This window comes from Parabacteroides goldsteinii DSM 19448 = WAL 12034, assembly GCF_000969835.1.
GTDB classification, from domain to species: domain Bacteria; phylum Bacteroidota; class Bacteroidia; order Bacteroidales; family Tannerellaceae; genus Parabacteroides; species Parabacteroides goldsteinii.
In genome coordinates, this window is the sequence record NZ_KQ033912.1 from 1,766,653 (window position 1) to 1,784,494 (window position 17,842).

Below are 17,842 nucleotides of genomic sequence, written 5' to 3' on the forward strand. Positions count from 1 at the left end.
TAGAGGGGATGGTGTCTGACACTATCCCTTTTTTATCATTCTATCCCGTGTTTTCCATATTCCAATACTTTAGTGTTAAACAAATTATTTATCTATTTCAATGCTTTTTCATAATAAGCTTTCTGTTTTACATTTTCCCGTAAAATAATCATACTATCCCTTACTTCATAAGACAAAGGAGAAGTCAGAGATAATATCTGCAATATACTTTCCAGACTGGTATTACCTGGAGTTCCTGTGAAACGATATTTTTTCAATGTTTCCGATTCGAATACAATCCGGGTATTATAATATCGTTCCAGCGTATGAACAATATTTTCAAATGTCTCACCGTTAAATGTCAGTGCATTATATTTCCAATTGATATAATCACCGGTATTCTCTACAGTACTTTTTTCCATATGTCCGGTCTGTTTATTGAAAACGATCCTTTCATTCGGATTTAAGACAAGACGGTCATAGTCTGATGTAACTTCCACTTTGCCGGTCATGAGGACAGTTGAAACATCTTTCTCTTCTTCATAAGATTTTACATTAAAACTGGTTCCTAATGCACGGACAGCCAGTTCGTCCGTCTCTACAATAAACGGACGGTCTTTATCCGGCGTCACTTCAAAATAGGCCTCCCCTTCCAAAGACAAAACTCTCTCTTTTTGATTGAATCGGCTACCATAAGACAACCGGGAATCTGAATTAACCCAAACTTTCGATCCGTCAGGGAGTACAACATTTGCCTTTTGTCCTTTCTCTACAGAAACAATCATATCAGGCATAATCATCTGGCTCATGGTATAATAATGCACGGACAAGCCCGTCATCAACAATAATAAAATAACAGAAGCAACACGGGCGAACCACAGATAGAATTTGCGACGTCTATTCTCTTTTTCCGGCAAACACGTCTTATCTATCTGACTGATCTTTTCTTTTATCTGTCCAAACAACTGCCGTTGTAATTTCGTATCCATTTCTGAAGCCGCTACATTCCATTCCTCATCCGCCCAGTCCAGAAAAGAACCTTCGCTTTTCAGCCATTGGATGAGAACCTGAATTTCTTCTGCAGAAGCCTGCTTTAACAGGAACTTATCAAATAATTGTATGTAATCAGTCTTTTCCATTTTATTGTGTCTATTAGGTATACAGGCAACAGATACAAATCCGTTACCCGCCCTCGTGTATTTAACTTTTATTAATCAATTAATAAATAAAGGAGTAAAGAAACAGATAAACCGTAGTGTTGATTTATCCGGCTACGCATGAATGAAATAGCCTTGGTTAACTGTGATTCTACCGTATTTTCAGAAAGATTGAGTTTTTCTGCAATTTCCTTATTAGTCAGCATATTCCGGCGGCTTAGTACAAATATCTCCCTACGGGCAGGGGGCAGTTGGTCTATCAATGAGTCAATGTATTCTTCCAGTAAGTGATAATCGACTTCTTTTTCAGTTGTGTTTTCTGTTGGTTCGGAGGCTATTACTTTTTCCTGATAAAGCTGTTCCAGCATTCTGTGCTGATAAATATTTACGAGTTGGTTTTTGGCTATTGTACAAAGGTAAGCTCCAAACGATTTTCCGGGATCAAGAGACTCCTTCCCTTCCCAAACCTTGATAAATACAGCTTGTACAATTTCCTCCGCCAAATAACTATCCCCTTTCGAAATACGCATAACAAAGTTATAGAGTTTACCGCTCCAAACAGTATAAAGATATTCAAAAGATGTAGTGTCTCCTTTCCTAAGATTACAGATGTGTTGTGATTCCTTATCCATAACGTATGCAGTTACCTGTGCAAAGGTAAAAGAATTATCAAATGACAAAACAAAAAACAGAAAAAAGGGTATCCGTCGGATACCCTCATCTTTCATTTTAGTAGTTATAGATTAAAAAAACTGTTTTTTGATCAAAGAATCAACGCTAGTACCGTTTTAACACCGGCAGAAGTATATTTTCCATGACCTTATATCCTTCCGCATTAGGATGTACCCCATCTCCGGAATACTTTTCAGGTAATCCATTCCGTTCGTCTGCCATTTTAGAGTGATAATCTACATAGGTAATTCTATTACGGTCTGCATATGCTTTAAGCATTTTATTCAGCTCAATAATTTTTTCCGCCGGCTCCAATCCCTTATGCCAACTAAAGTCATAAGCTGGCAAAACAGAACACAGAATCACATCTATCTTATGAAGTTTAGCCAATTCAATCATAGAGACAATATTTCCCTTGATATTCTCCAAAGAGATATAACCGTTATTCTCCGCAATGTCGTTAGCTCCGGCAAGGATTACTACCGCTTTAGGTTTAAGGTCGATCACATCTTTGCGGAAGCGAACCAACATTTGAGATGTGACCTGTCCGCTGATTCCTCTAGCTATAAACTCATTCTTCTTAAAGAACAACGAATCAGCATACCACCAACCTTCGGTAATCGAATTTCCTATAAACACGACTTTCGAAGGTGTTTTTACAGTCTTGTTCTGTTCTGCATACCGTTCGAAATTGGCCCAGTCGACTGCCTGTTGGCCAAATAATGAAGTTGTGGCCAATACACAAATACTTAGTATCAACCATTTTTTTACGTTTTTCATACTACTATTTTTATTAAGTTACGTTATTACTAAATTCAATCCTTGATGTGTTAACAATTAAAGTTTGGCTTTTTTTATTAGTAAATGATCCATCATTATATTATAATAATTATCATCATCACATAACCGATATATCACGAAATGTTTTCCATCGGCGGCATCTGTAAATGTATTACGTCCCGTTTCAGTATCTATGGCTATATTTACACGTTTGAAACCTAACCGGTTAATTTTTCCGCAAGCATACCCGGCACACCATACTCCAAAAGGGTCCCAAGCATGACGACCGTTTTGAGTCCCGAACGCGACCAATGAACGAGTTACAATATCCCTCTTATCTATATCCACAGCCTGTAATTGACCACCGCACCTGAGCATTCCCCCCACTTCATTTGTAAAAAATAGTATCGGATAAGGCCAGGTCTTACTTACATAATCAATAGCCAATCGGGCTTCCTTAGTAAAGAAAAAATTATTACAACGCCCTTCGGGATAAGTTCCACCGACGATATACAACTGTCCGCATTTTTGTTTTACTAACTCAAGCCCCGACAAATCAGAATATTCATCCGGTTGGCTTTTCAACAGGGCTTCTATATTTGTCGTATACCCGGTAGTGACAATATCCACAGGCGTATTACTTTCTGACAATATCTTTCTATACATTTTTACAGCTTCATACGCATTTACATTACCATCGTTATATGCTGCCATCAAATCCCAATAAGGGGATTCATCCGGATTGTTTGCCATACTTTTTCCGATCAATACATCCGGTTTATTTTCATATAACAGGAAACCTCTCAATGCTTCCAGATTATTCTTTCCGACTATTGAATATGCGACACCTTTTAAATCGATAGTCCCATCATCATCAAGTGCCGTTGCAATCCTTACCGCACATACATCATCCACATCCGTACACATATCGACATCCAATATCATTTCCTTTCCGGGAGTGGTATTCAGATACAGCTCATCCACGTTTCTGTCTTCCTGCGGGTTCTCGTATGTCTTACAACCGGTCAAAAAGATGACCAACAAAATTATTCTAAATTTATCTTTCATCTCATATTTCATTTTTTATCCACTCACTGCCGGAAGATAATTGATATTAAGGCAGACAGAACGCAGATTACGGCAAAGTTATTTAATAAAATAAATTTGCGTTTATCCGCGTCATCTGTTCTGTCTGCGTTCTTTTACATGATCTTAGAATTTAAAGGTATATATTTCTTTATTTTTTACAGTCTATATCCAAAATGGTACCTTCAATATTACGATGGCCATTTTTATTATAATAATAAACTACAAGAACTCTATTATCTTCCAGCATAATCGGCCAAGGATAACCTAAATCCGGTCCATCACCATCATCACGAAGTATAAATTCTTCGGAAATGGCATAATCCGTACATTCTGCATTCAAAATTCTTGCCCGGATGCCAAAAGGCTTATGACGATAGCCATATGTCAACAACACACGATTATCAGGGAGCCTCAGAGCCGCCAAAGGATGCCCCTGGAATTGCATTGATTTCCATTCGAAAGTCTTTCCTCCATCGGTCGACCTGGCAATACATGCATGATCATACAAAGTAGTCCGTAGAAAACCGACTATATCTCCCTTCGGTGTTTCATAAACGGAAGCTTCATTGAATGCAACACTATCATCGGTAGCAACCAGTCCGGAATACTGCCAGGTTTCGCCTTTGTCCTCAGATACAAGCAAATGATTACTGGTTTTTCCTAACGGGGCAGGATCATGACCAGCCACAATCCAATAAATCTTGCCGTTTTTACCTTCGCACATGGCCCCTCTGTTATAAGTCGGCAGAGGCTCTCCCGTTGCGCTGATATAAATTTCCGAATCCAGCGTTGGAGGAATAATCGGATCTTCCCATGTTTTCCCCTTGTCAAAAGACCGCAAGATATATCCTCCTAAAAATGCAATTTCACCACCATGCCAACTCTCATGCAAAACAGGTTTTCCTAAATTGTCTATACCCTCCTGAGAGGAAAAAGCCCAGCCGTAACTGGCACAAAGCAAAGTTCCATCCTTTAATTGCAATAAGCAAGGGTCCTGTGAACCACCAAAAGGATGGGCGTAGATTAACTCCGGATCTTTCGTCCAGTTTTCACCATCATTCGAATGAACCTGCACCAAATAGCTGTTAGGATCGACATGCGCATTCCCAGGTTCACCAAAAACTCTTCTGTCCGGTGCACGCCGGAATGCCACCGTATACTCATTGGGCCCCAGCTTTACAGCCGAAGGAAATGTTGCATGAAATTTAGGATCTTCATAAATAACCACATCTTTTACTTTTCGTATCTGTGGCTGTGCTGCCGCTTGCTGTCCCTCAGGGACATTACAACCTAAAGCATTCCAAAACTCATTCTCCATTTTCTCCGCATCGATATTCGTGTATATATCGACCTTTCTTTTGGTTGTACCCGGAGGCGTATCGACCTTCTTTTCTTCCGCCCATTCCGGATTGGTGATCGCATAAACAAGAGCTACATCCCACATGGTCCAGGAAGAAGTCATATTGTCTCCAATCCTCTTTCTCCACCGATCCGCTATAAAAGTACCTATACCTTCCACCTTTTCAAGCTTATTGATCGAATGGGCATTATGAAAACGCAGTAATCCGCTTACGTTATTAGGCATAATATGAAATTCCAAATCTTCTGCATCGCAAAGAAGATCAAAGGCCTCCAAGTCATTAGCCACATTAAATTCATGTTCGCCTATCCATACATCCTTTTCAAAATCATAGGTTTGCCCAAGCCAGTAAAGCGCTATCTTTTTAGCTATTTCAGGCTTCACCATTACAGCAGATGCCACATTCGTTAGGGCTCCGGTACTGATGATTGTCAACTTTTCTCCCGGAGGCAAGTCTGATGCTTTGCGGATAATAAAATCCGTTGCCTCACTTCTGCGAGGGTTGTTTTCAGGACTCCCTTTTTTATAAACGATCTTCCTCTCACTTCCCACGGGTAAGGGGAGGTCTGTCCGGTCTAATAACTGCACCAATACGGCATTCATCAGCCAACTGGTATAGGCAGAATTATCATTCCACCAAGGATCATGTCCTTCCCGCACCGTATTATTCCTTCCATCCCATTGCGCAGCAGTCATTCCGATGACTTCCAGCTTAGGCGACTTCAAAGCAGCAGCGATTGCAAGCAAGTCATCCAGCTCATTATCCGTATCGGCATCAATAATCACGTTTCGTACTTGAACATGCTGGGGAAGTGATGTATTTTCCCCAGCATTCTGTTCTTGTTTACAACCAAACAGACCAATACCAATACTTATTATTACACTAACAAGTAAATATCTCATCCCTATATTCTATTTTCAAGAGAATCAGTCTCCCCAACCAGGAGTCTGTCCGACTTGCGGTTCACGAGTCAATACAGTCAAGCTAAGCGGCCATAACAACATGTGATCCTGCCCTTTCTTATTATTCAATGAAGGCACTATATCAAATGCTTTTCCGAATCGTATGAGGTCCCACCATCTTTTTCCTTCGAACACCAATTCCAGCAATCTTTCTTTCAGAATCTCGTCGTCATTCAATTCTTTAGACCGGTTCACAAAGATGTGTTTGTCAAAATTATCACCATACGCTCTCTTTCTGATCAGGTTCATCTCTTCAGACGGATCCTGTCCCAATGCATTCTTGGCTTCAGCCTTCATAAGCAGCACGTCTGCCAGGCGATATAAAACGAAATCACTCCTGAAATACCTCTGACCATTTTGTACGACTCCCCGCCCTTTACGAATCAAAGCCGGATACTCCATCTCATTATTTTCACCATATCTCAACCCATCGACAAAAGAAGCCTCTTTCCGGCTATCGTCATCTGTAAATTGATTTTTAACCAAATCGCTTACAGTCCAAGCCATACCATTCCCGGTAGTACCTATCACCTCTCCGCTAATCGGATCTATCATACCGCCGTCTGCTCCGGAATAGTTATCCTTAAAATAATTCTCCCCACCATCATAAATAGTGTTTGCAATAGACATGATTATCTCCTCATTGCTTTTATTACCAAATTCAAACAGATCGGCAAAGTTCGGAAGCAACGCCACATCAGCCTTCAGCACTTCATTGCAAGCCGCCAAAGCAGTCTCTAGATCGGCATTCCCTCCGCCGCACCGTTTGGCTGTCCACAAATAAACATCGGCCTTCAAGGCATTGGCAAACGGCTGGGAGAAACGGTTTCTGGAGGCCCAGAAAGTATTGTCCTGGAACAAAGCGATCGCATTATCCAAATCCTCTTTTATCACTTTGAAAACCTCTTCCACTGTAGCCCGGCCTTTATGTACGGTTTCCGGATTGTAACCTTCGGTGGGCTCTACCCGGAGCGGAACACCGCCCCAGGTTTTAACCAACACAAAATACAGATAAGCCCGCAATGAATAAGCCTCTGCTAACAAGTTATTTTTTGTGGCCTCAACCGCATCGATACGAGGTATATATTTAATAAGCAGATTCGCCTCATTGACAATCTTATAGAGTGAAGTCCAGTCGGGACCCGGTAATTCCTGGCTCAACGTATTTTTATAATACCGCTCATAGATATCCCCTGTGACTGCCCTCGTAATCACATCACTTCTGGATTCTCCCAACGTAAACAACTCACCGCACGACATCGACCTGAGTTGTACATACGAATGCGTCAAGACCCCTGTTGCATCATCTTGATTCGTCCAAAAAGACTCGTTTGTAATAGCACTCTCAGGCTTCTGGTTCAAAAGATCCCCACATGATGAGCAAAATAACAGAACAAACAGGCATATAAATAAATTACTATACTTATTCATAACTTATCGAGTTTTACGAAATTAAATTAAAATGTAGCAGATACGCCGAAAATCACATTTCTGGGAAGAGGATAACGCCCTGAATCTTTTCCTCCGAACTCGGGATTCGCACCCGAATATTTCGTGAAATAATGAAGGTTGTTTCCGGTTACATTCACTTTCAGGTTCTGAAAAATTCTACTCATCATACCTGTAAGCGGCAGTTTATAACCCAACGTAAGCTCTCTGATGCAAAGGTAATTACCCGATTCATAAAATTCAGAGTTCATCATACCCAATCCATACCAATCGCCACCTCTCCACAAGTTATAATCTTCATTCGGTATATACACCGGCAATGCAGCTATGTCACCTTGCTTTTTCCAGCTCTTGTCGATCATTTCCTGCGGTATATTGAGATTACCAGCCCAGCGTCCACAAAGGAAAATCTTCTGTTCGTTAAAGATAGTATGTCCGGTCATATAGTCCATACGCAGGTACAAATCGAAATTCTTCCAACTCCAGGAGCTTGAAATACCGCCTGTCCACTTCGGATACGTATTACCCATATAACAAATATCTTTCTCATCGATTTGGCCATTACCATCGGCATCATACCAGCGGGTATCACCACCGTATTTGGTCTTATCTTCATACGGGTCCATCATATCAACCACGGGGTCGGCCTTCGCTTCCTCATCGGTAGCATAGATTCCCAACGACTTCCAGGCAAAAAGATCACCGATCCGGCCACCTTCCTGAAGACCACCTACCCAGTCGTAGTCGTTGATTTCCGGATTCCAGGCATAATAACCTCCTACCCGGTTTCTTTCCACACCGTTTTCCGGAAGTTTACGAATCTTAGTTTTCACATGAGAGGCGTTGAAACCTAACTCCCACTGCAATTCGGATCTTTTCGGCATTACCTGCACCTTCACCTCTACTTCGATACCGCGGTTGTTCAAACTACCGTAGTTAGTAGTAATCACATCAAAACCAGACGACAAAGGCATCGGCAACTGCGTAATCAAATCATCAGTTCTACGATTGAAATAATCGAAAATAACATCTACACGCTGATCGAACAAACCGACATCCACACCGACATCGAACGTTTTCGATTGTTCCCATTTCAAATCTTCATTCGGCAAAACCTTATTCGCAATTCCGTTTACCCACATATACCTTCCCTCGCCAACAGCGTATTCGCCCTGCGCCGTATACGGTCCCATGCCGGTAATATTACCATTGACACCATAACTGCCTCTCAGTTTCAAACGGAAAGCATCTGCATTCATATCTTTCCAGAAAGCTTCTTCATGCACATTCCATCCGATAGAAGCGCCGGGGAAGAACCCCCATTTATGCTCTCTACCCAGCATAGAAGAAGCATCGTAGCGGGCATTCACCGACAACAGATAGCGCTGTTTGTAGTTGTAATTGATTCTTCCGAAATAACCCAACATAATCTGTTTCGACAAATTGCTGGTCATATGCTTGTAATTGGAAACCGCGTTCAACGTCGGAATCAAGTCGGTCAACGCACCATCCCCACTGGCCGACATGCCATAGCTCGACTTGAAATAGTAGGAATAACCAGCCATGACGTTCAAGTGATGATCCGTAAAATCTTTATTGTATGTCAACACGGCATCCGCCTGTGTCTGCCACCATTTAGAATAACTGGCACTAGCCGGGCGTACTGTATTCACGTTGTTCACACCATCCTTGTAAGAAGGGGTAAAGGAATATGTATCCAAAGCTTCTTTCCAAATAGAGAATGACGGCGCGAATGTCAGGCCCGGAATAATCTCCCAGTTTCCATCGAAGATGAACGTAATATTCTCATCGCTATTCTTATTGGTATTCCGATGCAAATGATAAGCCGGGTTTCCGTTCCCTTTGATACCGGGAGAAAGCGTACCGTCTTCGAAAGTATATTTCGTTGTCGGCGCCTGTCCGATGGCACGAGCAAAGATACTTGTTTCATTCACACCGTTATTGGTATATTTACTATAGGAAGCACGTCCGCCGATCTTCAGGTTAGGACGCAGCTTCACTTCTCCACCCAGGTTGAATGTCAAACGATCATAGTATGTAGTGATAACGGTACCCTCATTCTTCATATAGCCTGCACTGGCATTGAAAGTAGCTGTTTCGGAACCACCCGAAACGTTGACATTATGATTGTGTGAAACGGCTGTACGGAACAACACATCCTGCCAGTCTGTCTCTTTGAAGATGATGGTTTTCGACGGATCGATCGGGTCGGGCATACTTTCCCATCCTTCGTTCAATTTATGCTTGTTTTCCGGAGACAGATATTGTGTTGTATAAGTTGTATTCGCTGTCAGGTCGTTACCCGTACCGGCACCTGTGGCCGTATAAAGATCATTCAGGCCGAATCCCCAGCGCTGATCGGCAATCTGATGTCCGATACGGCTATAATAGATATAGTCGCGGGCAGATGCCATATCATATCTTTTTCCTACCTGGGAAAGTGTAAGGTCGTATTTATAAGTGACACTGGTTTTTCCGGCTTTACCTGTTTTTGTTGTAATCAGAACGACACCGTTTGATCCGCGTGCACCATAGATGGCAGTGGATGCGGCATCTTTCAGTACCTGCATAGACTCGATATCATCCGAATTAATACCATCGATGTCGTTACGGATCACACCGTCCACGATATAGATCGGATCAGCGCCATCGGGGCTGTTGATTGAGGTACCGCCACGCACGATGATACGGGGGTTTGCACCCGGCTGTCCGGTAGTAGACTGTACTCTGACACCGGATACGGTTCCTTGCAACGCTGTAACAAGATTTGAATAAGGTACGCTCTCAAGCGCTTTCGTATCCATCTTGGAGACAGAAGTAGTCAATGTAGCCCTTGACTGTGTGCCATATCCAACGACAACGACTTCATCCAGGACTGTATTCGGCTCCAGAATGACATTGAATATTTTCTTTCCGTTCACAGCCACTTCCTTTGCTTGCATACCTACAAAAGAGAACTGCAATACGGCATTCTTAGGTACACCACGCAACTCAAAACGGCCGTCCAGGTCGGTAATAGTACCATGCGTCGGATTATCCTTCTCCACAACAGTTGCTCCGATAACAGGTTCTCCTGCTTTATCCTGAACAACGCCTGTCACATCGATGCGCTCTACCTGCGCAACCGCGGGCAGTGGAGTGGTGTTTCGTTTGTTTTTTGCTGCGGCGCCGATGAACACCTGGCGGTCGTCGATCGAATAAGCGTTGCCGGTTTGCAGCAACACCTGGTCGAGTATTTTGTCGATCGTCTGATCTTTCACATTAATACTGACCTTTTTCTTTAGGTTAACAGCTTTGTCACTATAGAAAAAAACATATTCGCTGTTTTTTTCTATCATTTTGAATACTTCTTCCAGGGTATTGTTGTCTGCTTCCAAGGTTAACAAAGTGGACTGCGAATAACTGCTTGCAGCATTCGCGAAACATATACCTGCTATGAAGAATAGGTTTATCAGTTTCATAATCCGAATGAATCTACTAAAAACGGCATGCGTATGGCTGCCTTTTAAATTATTTATCATACATTTGTATTGATTTAAGTTGATACTCTGTGAAATTTTCAATTTGAATTATGCCGGATAATGTAGGGGTATGTTATCCGGTTTTTTTATACTCATTACTCCATAGGCTTGCTGTTTAAGGGGGTTACGCTAAAATAATAGCAATCATCTTGTTTCACGAACTTTACGGGAATCATCTTGGTTAATCCGTTCAAGACTTTTTCCATATCATCCTTCAAATCCAGTTTACCCGAGCAAGTCAGGCGTTCCAATTCCGGCTCCCATTGGATCGGTTTTCCATAATAATCCGACAATCGCTGCAATATGACGGATAGACGTTCTTTTTTATATTGCAACAAACCATCTTTCCAGGATATATAATCATATACATCTACAGTCTGAATATCCACATCGCCGGCCGATGTACACCGGAACCGTTGATTAGGAATCAACTCGGCTTTCCGGCCTGCTTCCGTGCGGACATGTACGGAACCTGTCACCAATACGACATCATCCGTCTCTTCATGACCATACGACTTGACATTAAAGGAGGTTCCCAACACCTCGACAGCCATCCGGTCTGTTTTCACAACAAAGGGATTGCCTTCGTTGCGGGTTACGTCGAGAAAGACTTCGCCATCTACATAAATCTCCCTCTTATCGCCTTTGAACGAGACGGGAAATATGACATGCGATCCGGCATTCACCCAAAGTTTGGTGCCGTCGGACAGCAACAAGGTGGAATGTTTGCCTTTAGGTACGATTAACTGGTTATAGGTAACTGTCGCCTCTTTTTCTTTTTTATCGCCAACTGCCTTTTTATCCTTATTTCCCTCCATTACCGTTTGGGAATTGACCTTGATTTGTCCTTTATCGTCGTATTTGACATCTGTATTGTCTTCTTCAAATCTCATTTGTTTGTTGTCCGACAACACCAGGCAAATGTCTGATCCGGGCTGTACATTCTTCTCTTTTTTGAAAGCGGCAATCATATCAATCATATTATCTCCCTGCCGGTTGCTTTCATAAAAGAAATAGAGCGATACACCCAACAAAATAAATACACATGCCACGGCCGAGAAGCAGGCGGCATAAAGCGTCCGTATTTTTTTCTTCAGAGAACTTTTATTTTCTATTTCTATTTTACTCCACAATGCTTCTTTTTCTTTACGAAGGAGTTTTTCTTTAGGAGAGTGTACTACCTCGATAAAAAAAGCCGCTTCTTCAAAATCCTGTGCCGACAAGTTGCCACTTTGTATCAGAAAATCCCAAAACTCGCGGCTCTCCTGTGTAGGATGCAAGATAGATGATATGAAATAATCATCCTGCAATAATTCATCTACTGTATATTTCTTATATTTCTTCTCCATCTTGTTAATCCAATAATCAATTTATCAAAAACGAACAAATATATCATTATGCATGAGTTCTCTTATCTTCAGGATAGAGCGATGAACCAGGTTACGTACAGATTGATTGTTCATGTGCATCAGTTCTCCTATTTCATCGTACGACATCTCTTCTACATAGCGATAATAGATCACTTCGTTTTGCTTGGGCGACAAGACCTGCAAAAGTTTTTTCACCCTGGCAACATTATTACTAGCAGTCTCATTTTTCAGAAACTGGTCTTCTACGGAATATTCCGTTTGAAAAACAGGTTCTATTGTCTCTATCTGATAATATTCAACACTTTTTTTGAACAGATCGAACAGTTCGTTTTTCAACGATACAAAAAGGTAACTTTTTATATTATTTACTTTCCTTTGTTTGGAACGATCTTTATATAGAGAGATAAAAACCTCCTGAATACAATCTTTAACCGACTCGCGGTTGGTGGTAAAGTGCATGCCGTAGGCGAACAAGTCGTCTATATACAGGTTGTACAACTCTGTATATGCTCGGTCGTCGCCTTTAAGAAAGCGCTTCCATAGACTATCTATGTGCATCTGGTCGCTCATTTTCCTTTATTTATTATACAGACTTTAATATTAAAAAATTGTACTCAATTTCTTACTGAAATTTTTCAAATTTTATTTCCAAGAAGGAGAATTAGTCGGGGAACTACCTATATTACGCCATTCCTTACAAGTGGAACATCACTAAAGGCAGAACATACAAGAATGCAGCCGATCTGTCACAGACCGGCTGCATTGGTTATCACACAATTCTATAGCATGAAAAAAAATGTAAAAATGTATTAGTCATGGTATATTTTATACATGTATAAATGTTTAATCGAATACCGGTATCTTCAATAACTCGCCGTCGTGCATGGCCGATTTGTGGGCAATGATACCAGGGATGGTGTAAGCCAGCGCTTCATGTACATCGACCCCGGGCTTGCGGTTTTCCACAAGTGAGCTGATGAACTCGTGGGTAATGAAACAATGCGAGTTGCCGTGTCCGCTGATATGGCTGATCTTTCCGGGCAGGCCGGTCTTCCAGAAGGGCTTCATTTCGACAAAGTGCATTTCGGGTTCGTCGACAACGAAGCCGCCTTCGTCTTTGCCTTGCATTTCGCTGGCGACTACCTGATGCGAGCCCAGGCCTTTGTATTCGGAATAGTAGCTCATTTTGTCGCCATGCCACTGGCCTCTTTCAACACCTACCAGCGCACCTCGCCAGCATACTTCGCCCATGAAGGAGTTGCCCTTGTCGGTACGGAAGAGTGCAGTCTCATTCCAGAAAGGGTTACCATAAGGGTTGTTGTTCAAAAGCGGGCTTCCATCGCCCCAACCGTTGCAGGCTACGCTTACGAGTCTTTCGCCGGTGACGGCGATCAGGAAAGAGGTAACATGCGTAGGGTATAGCATCGGCGGGAGGCCGTGTCGCCAGGTCGGTTTCTTGTTTTCGTCGAAATACAAGGTTTCCAGGCCGGGATGGTAGTAGTGGGCCGCACTGCTGAAGATGTTTCCGAACTTGCCTGCGCGATAGTATTCCTGTGCCATCATGGTTTCTTCGCGGTAGGTGGTTGTTTCGGCCATCATGTAGGTGAGCCCTGAACGCTTCACGGCTTCAAGCAACTGATGGCATTCTTCTTCGTTCATGGCGGCCGGAACGGCGCAGAGCACGTGTTTGCCGGCCTCGAGGCACTGGATCGTGTGGCGCACATGGTCGGGTGCCGGGGTGAAGAGGGCTACGGCTTCGACTTTGGGGTCGCGGAGCAGTTTCTCCAGCGATTCGTATGATTTTTTACATTGGTAGACTTCCATCAGTTTGTTTCTCCGTTGGGTGTCCAGATCGCTCACAGCTTCAACGATGCAGTTGGGATGTTCGTGGAAGAAAAAACCTAAACCGAAGTTGCCTCCAACTACGCCCAGACGGATTTTCTTATCCGAAGCGAGTGGCTTGGCAAATGCGAAGCGTGGCGAAACGCACATGGCTGCTGTGGCCAGTCCGAACTGGCTTATGAACTGTCGTCTGTTTATCTTTTCCATATTCTTTTATGTATTAAAAAATGTGTTTTAAATGGGTATTAAATAATTCGGTCAGCAATTAAAGTTTGGCTTTTTTAATTAACAGGTGATCCATCATGGCATTATAATAGTTTTTGTTATTGCATAGCGGATAGATGACGTAATGCTTTCCGTCGGTTGCATCGGCAAATGTATTGCGCCCCGTTTCGGTATCAATGAATATATTTACTCGTTTGAAGCCCAGCCGGTTGATTTTACCACAGGCATATCCGGCACACCATACGCCGAAAGGGTCCCAGGCAAGCCGTCCGGTATCGGTTCCGAAGGCGTATAAGGCACGGGTTACGATGTCTTTGCGCTCGGTGTCTACCTGTTGCAAGCCGGCGCCGCATACGAGCAATCCGCCTACATTGTTGGTGAAAAAGAGTATCGGATAGGGCCAATGCTTGCTGATATAATCTGCCGCCGTACGGGCTGCGGGGGCAAACCAGATGTTGTTGCAACGCCCTTCCGGATAGGTTGCGCCTACGACGTAGAGTTGTCCGCATTTTCTTTTGACGAGTTCCTGGCCCGTAAGCTCGGAGTATTCGTCGGGTTCGCTTTTCAGCAGGCACTCGATGTTGGTGGTGTAGCCGGTTGTAACAATATCGACCGGGGTATCGCTTTCGGCGAGTATTTTGCGGTACATTTTTACAGCTTCGTAGGCATCCACCTTGCCATCGCTATATTCGGCCATCAGATCCCAGTAGGGTGATTCTTCAGGCGGGTTGGCTACCGCGCTTTTTCCTATCAATACATCGGGCTTGCCTTCGTGAAGGAGAAAACCGCGCAGGGCATCGAGGTTATTGGGTCCGTTTACGGAAAAGGCTACTCCTTGCAGGTCAATGATGCCGTCGTCGTCGAGTGCTGTTGCGATCCGCAGGGCACAAGCGTCGTCTACATCGGTACACATGTCGACGTCGACGATCATTTTTTTATGGGGAGTCGTATTCAGGAAGAGTTCGTCCGGATTTCTGTTTATATTCAAATCCGTCTGGCTTCCGTCGGTTTGGCAACTTCCCAACAGGATAGTTGCCAACAATAGTTTATATATGTGCTTCATGGTTTATACAAAATTTTAATTGCTTTTTATCCACTCGCCACCGGAAGGCGGAAGGTATTGAAAATCGATTGGGTACCAGCAGGTGGCAAATCCTTCTTTCAAGCGGTTGGAAAATACGAGGTCGAAAGAATGAACACCTTTTTCGAGGGCGATCTGCGTCTTCTGCTCATAAAAGCGGGAAGAGGTGGGATTGCAGATTACTAGTCTTTCTGCAATCCACAACTCATCCGCGTTCGATTTAAAAGTGTAAATACCCGTCTCCGGTACTTCGATTTCGCCGGAATAGCATGCCAGTCCGGGGGTTTTGAAATCGAATTTATTGTTATTATATGCAGCAAAAGAGTTTATTATCGTATCTGTTTCGTATACTGCTTTTGCAAAGTCGTTATGATCCTTAAAAAGGCCGTTTGCCAGCCGGAGGTGGATTCGTCCGTTGCAGATACCGTCGACTGCGGGTCTGGGTGTTTGCTTGTCAACGTTTATGGTACGTATCGGACTGAGTTTGCCGCTTGCAGTCTTTGTACAGACTTTGAGTGTACACGGCTGGTGCAGTACTAACCGCTCCGGCAAAGAGGGAGCATGCATGTCGGGAGTTGATCCGTCTGTCGTATAGACCATAGGCAGGGAACGGCTGTTTTTAAATTCCAACACGACAGAATCTCCGGTAAAGACTTTGTTGGTCGTCAATTCTCCTTCCGGAAGCGGAATGTGGTAATTGATGCCTTTCAAATCCAAACGGACCTGCATGTTTTCCAGACGGCGCAGGAAGTCGTCCCAGTTTTTCTTTTCGGGTGTTGTCCAGGCTGTTTCCGCCAAAGCCATGGTTCGGGGATAGAGCATGTATTCCAACAGTTCTCCGGAGGGCGTCCATTCGCTCCATAAGCATGCTTGGGTACCGATTACATGTTTTCTTTTGTCGGGAGCCAACTCTTTTGGAAGCGGCTCGAAATCGTATACGTCTTTCAGGTAAGATTGTCCGCCCATAGCAGCCGGTTCTACTTCATCGGCGCCTTGTGCAGCACATAGGTAGAGACCGTCGGCCATGGAAGCCATAACAACGTCGTGGCCTGTGGCTGCTGCCTTGGCTCCGCATTCGGTGCCTTTCCAGCTCATTACGGTTGCATCTTCAGGCAATCCGCCTTCCAGAATTTCTTCCCAACCGATCATGCGTTTACCCAACGTACCGGAGATAAAACGCTCCATCCGTTTGATGGCATAGCTTTGCAATTGTTCTTCCACCGAGTGCTCCGGAGTTGGGCGGAGGTTCAGCCTTTTGGCTAATGCCTGGCAACGGGGACATGTTTGCCAATATCTCTTAACACATTCATCTCCCCCGATGTGTAAATAGCGGGCTGGAAATAGTTCAGCTATTTCCGTCAATACATTTTCCATAAAAGTGAATACGGAGTCGTTGCCTACACAAAAGACATTCTCTTCATAGCCAAAGACCTGTTCACTTTTAAAAGGTCCGCCACTACATGACAATCCGGGGAAAGGAACCAGGGCCGACAAACTGTGTCCCGGGAACTCTATCTCGGGTATCACCTCTATATGATGACGGTCGGCATAGGCTACCAGTTCTTTTATATCTTCTTTTGTATAATAGCAAGGACCGTATAACTCTTCATTATATGTTTCCTGTACGGCAGAATATTCAACCAGTTGCGGATACTTATCGATAGCTATACGCCATCCCTGATTATCCGTCAGATGCAAATGCAGGCGGTTCAGTTTAAGCATGGCCATCACGGATATCTGTTTTTTCAGTTCTTCCACGGTAAAGAAATGGCGGCTCACGTCTATCATCACTCCTCTGTAACTGAACCGTGGATGGTCTGCAATTTTAACAGCAGGAACAGATAGTTTCATTTTCAATGGCTTCGCACTTTCGATTTCTGCCGGTAAGAGTTGGAAGAATGTTTGTATAGCATAAAACATACCCTTTTCTGTGGCGGCCGAAAGTGATATTTGCCGGTCGTCTACTTCTATTTCGTATCCTTCTTCTCCCAGGTTTTCATTCGTTTTGAACCTAATGCAATTATTGGAAGAGTTATCCGAAAAAGAGAGTTTATATCCGCTTGCTTCTTCCAGCTTATTCATTAATACAGAGGCTTCTTTTTCCCAATCACCATTTTCCAATGATAAAGTGGTCGAGTTGCTGACAGGAAAGACGCCTTGTCGAACTTCCAGCTGTAAGGGTTCCGGTATGATATGTATTCCGGAATTGTACACTTTATCTTCCACAGAAAGATGGCAGGATATGAAAGAATAAAAAAACAGATATACGAAGTATCTTTTCATTTTGAGTTATATCTTACATGTTAGGAGTTATAAAGCGGAGGGAGGTCTGT

12 protein-coding genes are annotated in these 17,842 nt (G+C 43.3%); all 12 read right to left on the reverse strand.

What is annotated here, in order from left to right:
• Positions 1-92 precede the first annotated feature (92 nt).
• The gene (locus HMPREF1535_RS06645) at positions 93-1,118 is read right to left on the reverse strand and encodes a FecR family protein (RefSeq protein WP_046145653.1); all 1,026 of its coding nucleotides are present in this window, start codon (positions 1,116-1,118) and stop codon (positions 93-95) included.
• A 71-nt stretch (positions 1,119-1,189) separates the two neighbouring features.
• The gene (locus HMPREF1535_RS06650) at positions 1,190-1,768 is read right to left on the reverse strand and encodes an RNA polymerase sigma-70 factor (protein WP_046146445.1); all 579 of its coding nucleotides are present in this window, start codon (positions 1,766-1,768) and stop codon (positions 1,190-1,192) included.
• 145 nt (positions 1,769-1,913) lie between these two features.
• Positions 1,914-2,588 (reverse strand): SGNH/GDSL hydrolase family protein, encoded by a 675-nt coding sequence (locus tag HMPREF1535_RS06655; RefSeq protein ID WP_007655849.1) that lies wholly within the window; start codon positions 2,586-2,588, stop codon positions 1,914-1,916.
• A 57-nt stretch (positions 2,589-2,645) separates the two neighbouring features.
• Positions 2,646-3,656: a nucleoside hydrolase gene (locus HMPREF1535_RS06660; protein ID WP_046145654.1), complete on the reverse strand. Its 1,011-nt coding sequence runs from the start codon at positions 3,654-3,656 to the stop codon at positions 2,646-2,648.
• A gap of 169 nt (positions 3,657-3,825) precedes the next feature.
• Complete coding sequence (locus HMPREF1535_RS25335; RefSeq protein WP_082207505.1) at positions 3,826-5,940, reverse strand: nucleoside hydrolase; 2,115 nt, start codon at positions 5,938-5,940, stop codon at positions 3,826-3,828.
• Positions 5,941-5,964: 24 nt separating this feature from the next.
• Positions 5,965-7,431 (reverse strand): RagB/SusD family nutrient uptake outer membrane protein, encoded by a 1,467-nt coding sequence (locus HMPREF1535_RS06670; protein WP_007655855.1) that lies wholly within the window; start codon positions 7,429-7,431, stop codon positions 5,965-5,967.
• A 26-nt stretch (positions 7,432-7,457) separates the two neighbouring features.
• Positions 7,458-10,931, reverse strand: a complete 3,474-nt coding sequence (locus tag HMPREF1535_RS06675; RefSeq protein WP_244275576.1) for a TonB-dependent receptor — start codon at positions 10,929-10,931, stop codon at positions 7,458-7,460.
• Between the two features lie 155 nt (positions 10,932-11,086).
• A complete protein-coding gene (locus tag HMPREF1535_RS06680) occupies positions 11,087-12,340 on the reverse strand; it encodes a FecR family protein (RefSeq protein ID WP_010801423.1) in 1,254 nt (417 codons plus the stop codon).
• A gap of 24 nt (positions 12,341-12,364) precedes the next feature.
• A complete protein-coding gene (locus HMPREF1535_RS06685) occupies positions 12,365-12,919 on the reverse strand; it encodes an RNA polymerase sigma factor (protein WP_044215198.1) in 555 nt (184 codons plus the stop codon).
• A gap of 285 nt (positions 12,920-13,204) precedes the next feature.
• Positions 13,205-14,410, reverse strand: coding sequence for a Gfo/Idh/MocA family protein (locus HMPREF1535_RS06690; RefSeq protein ID WP_046145656.1), 1,206 nt, complete (start codon positions 14,408-14,410; stop codon positions 13,205-13,207).
• Between the two features lie 58 nt (positions 14,411-14,468).
• Positions 14,469-15,491, reverse strand: a complete 1,023-nt coding sequence (locus HMPREF1535_RS06695; protein ID WP_046145657.1) for a nucleoside hydrolase — start codon at positions 15,489-15,491, stop codon at positions 14,469-14,471.
• 15 nt (positions 15,492-15,506) lie between these two features.
• The gene (locus HMPREF1535_RS06700) at positions 15,507-17,792 is read right to left on the reverse strand and encodes a family 20 glycosylhydrolase (protein ID WP_046145658.1); all 2,286 of its coding nucleotides are present in this window, start codon (positions 17,790-17,792) and stop codon (positions 15,507-15,509) included.
• Positions 17,793-17,842 lie beyond the last annotated feature (50 nt).

Bases quoted from the DNA above. Each gene is read 5' to 3' on its own strand.
- HMPREF1535_RS06685 (WP_044215198.1), bottom strand. From the start codon at position 12,919: ATGCACATAGATAGTCTATGGAAGCGCTTTCTTAAAGGCGACGACCGA.
- HMPREF1535_RS06660 (WP_046145654.1), bottom strand. From the start codon at position 3,656: ATGAAAGATAAATTTAGAATAATTTTGTTGGTCATCTTTTTGACCGGT.
- HMPREF1535_RS06650 (WP_046146445.1), bottom strand. From the start codon at position 1,768: ATGGATAAGGAATCACAACACATCTGTAATCTTAGGAAAGGAGACACT.
- HMPREF1535_RS06695 (WP_046145657.1), bottom strand. From the start codon at position 15,491: ATGAAGCACATATATAAACTATTGTTGGCAACTATCCTGTTGGGAAGT.
- HMPREF1535_RS06700 (WP_046145658.1), bottom strand. From the start codon at position 17,792: ATGAAAAGATACTTCGTATATCTGTTTTTTTATTCTTTCATATCCTGC.
- HMPREF1535_RS06680 (WP_010801423.1), bottom strand. From the start codon at position 12,340: ATGGAGAAGAAATATAAGAAATATACAGTAGATGAATTATTGCAGGAT.
- HMPREF1535_RS06655 (WP_007655849.1), bottom strand. From the start codon at position 2,588: ATGAAAAACGTAAAAAAATGGTTGATACTAAGTATTTGTGTATTGGCC.
- HMPREF1535_RS06670 (WP_007655855.1), bottom strand. From the start codon at position 7,431: ATGAATAAGTATAGTAATTTATTTATATGCCTGTTTGTTCTGTTATTT.
- HMPREF1535_RS06645 (WP_046145653.1), bottom strand. From the start codon at position 1,118: ATGGAAAAGACTGATTACATACAATTATTTGATAAGTTCCTGTTAAAG.
- HMPREF1535_RS06675 (WP_244275576.1), bottom strand. From the start codon at position 10,931: ATGAAACTGATAAACCTATTCTTCATAGCAGGTATATGTTTCGCGAAT.
- HMPREF1535_RS06690 (WP_046145656.1), bottom strand. From the start codon at position 14,410: ATGGAAAAGATAAACAGACGACAGTTCATAAGCCAGTTCGGACTGGCC.
- HMPREF1535_RS25335 (WP_082207505.1), bottom strand. From the start codon at position 5,940: ATGAGATATTTACTTGTTAGTGTAATAATAAGTATTGGTATTGGTCTG.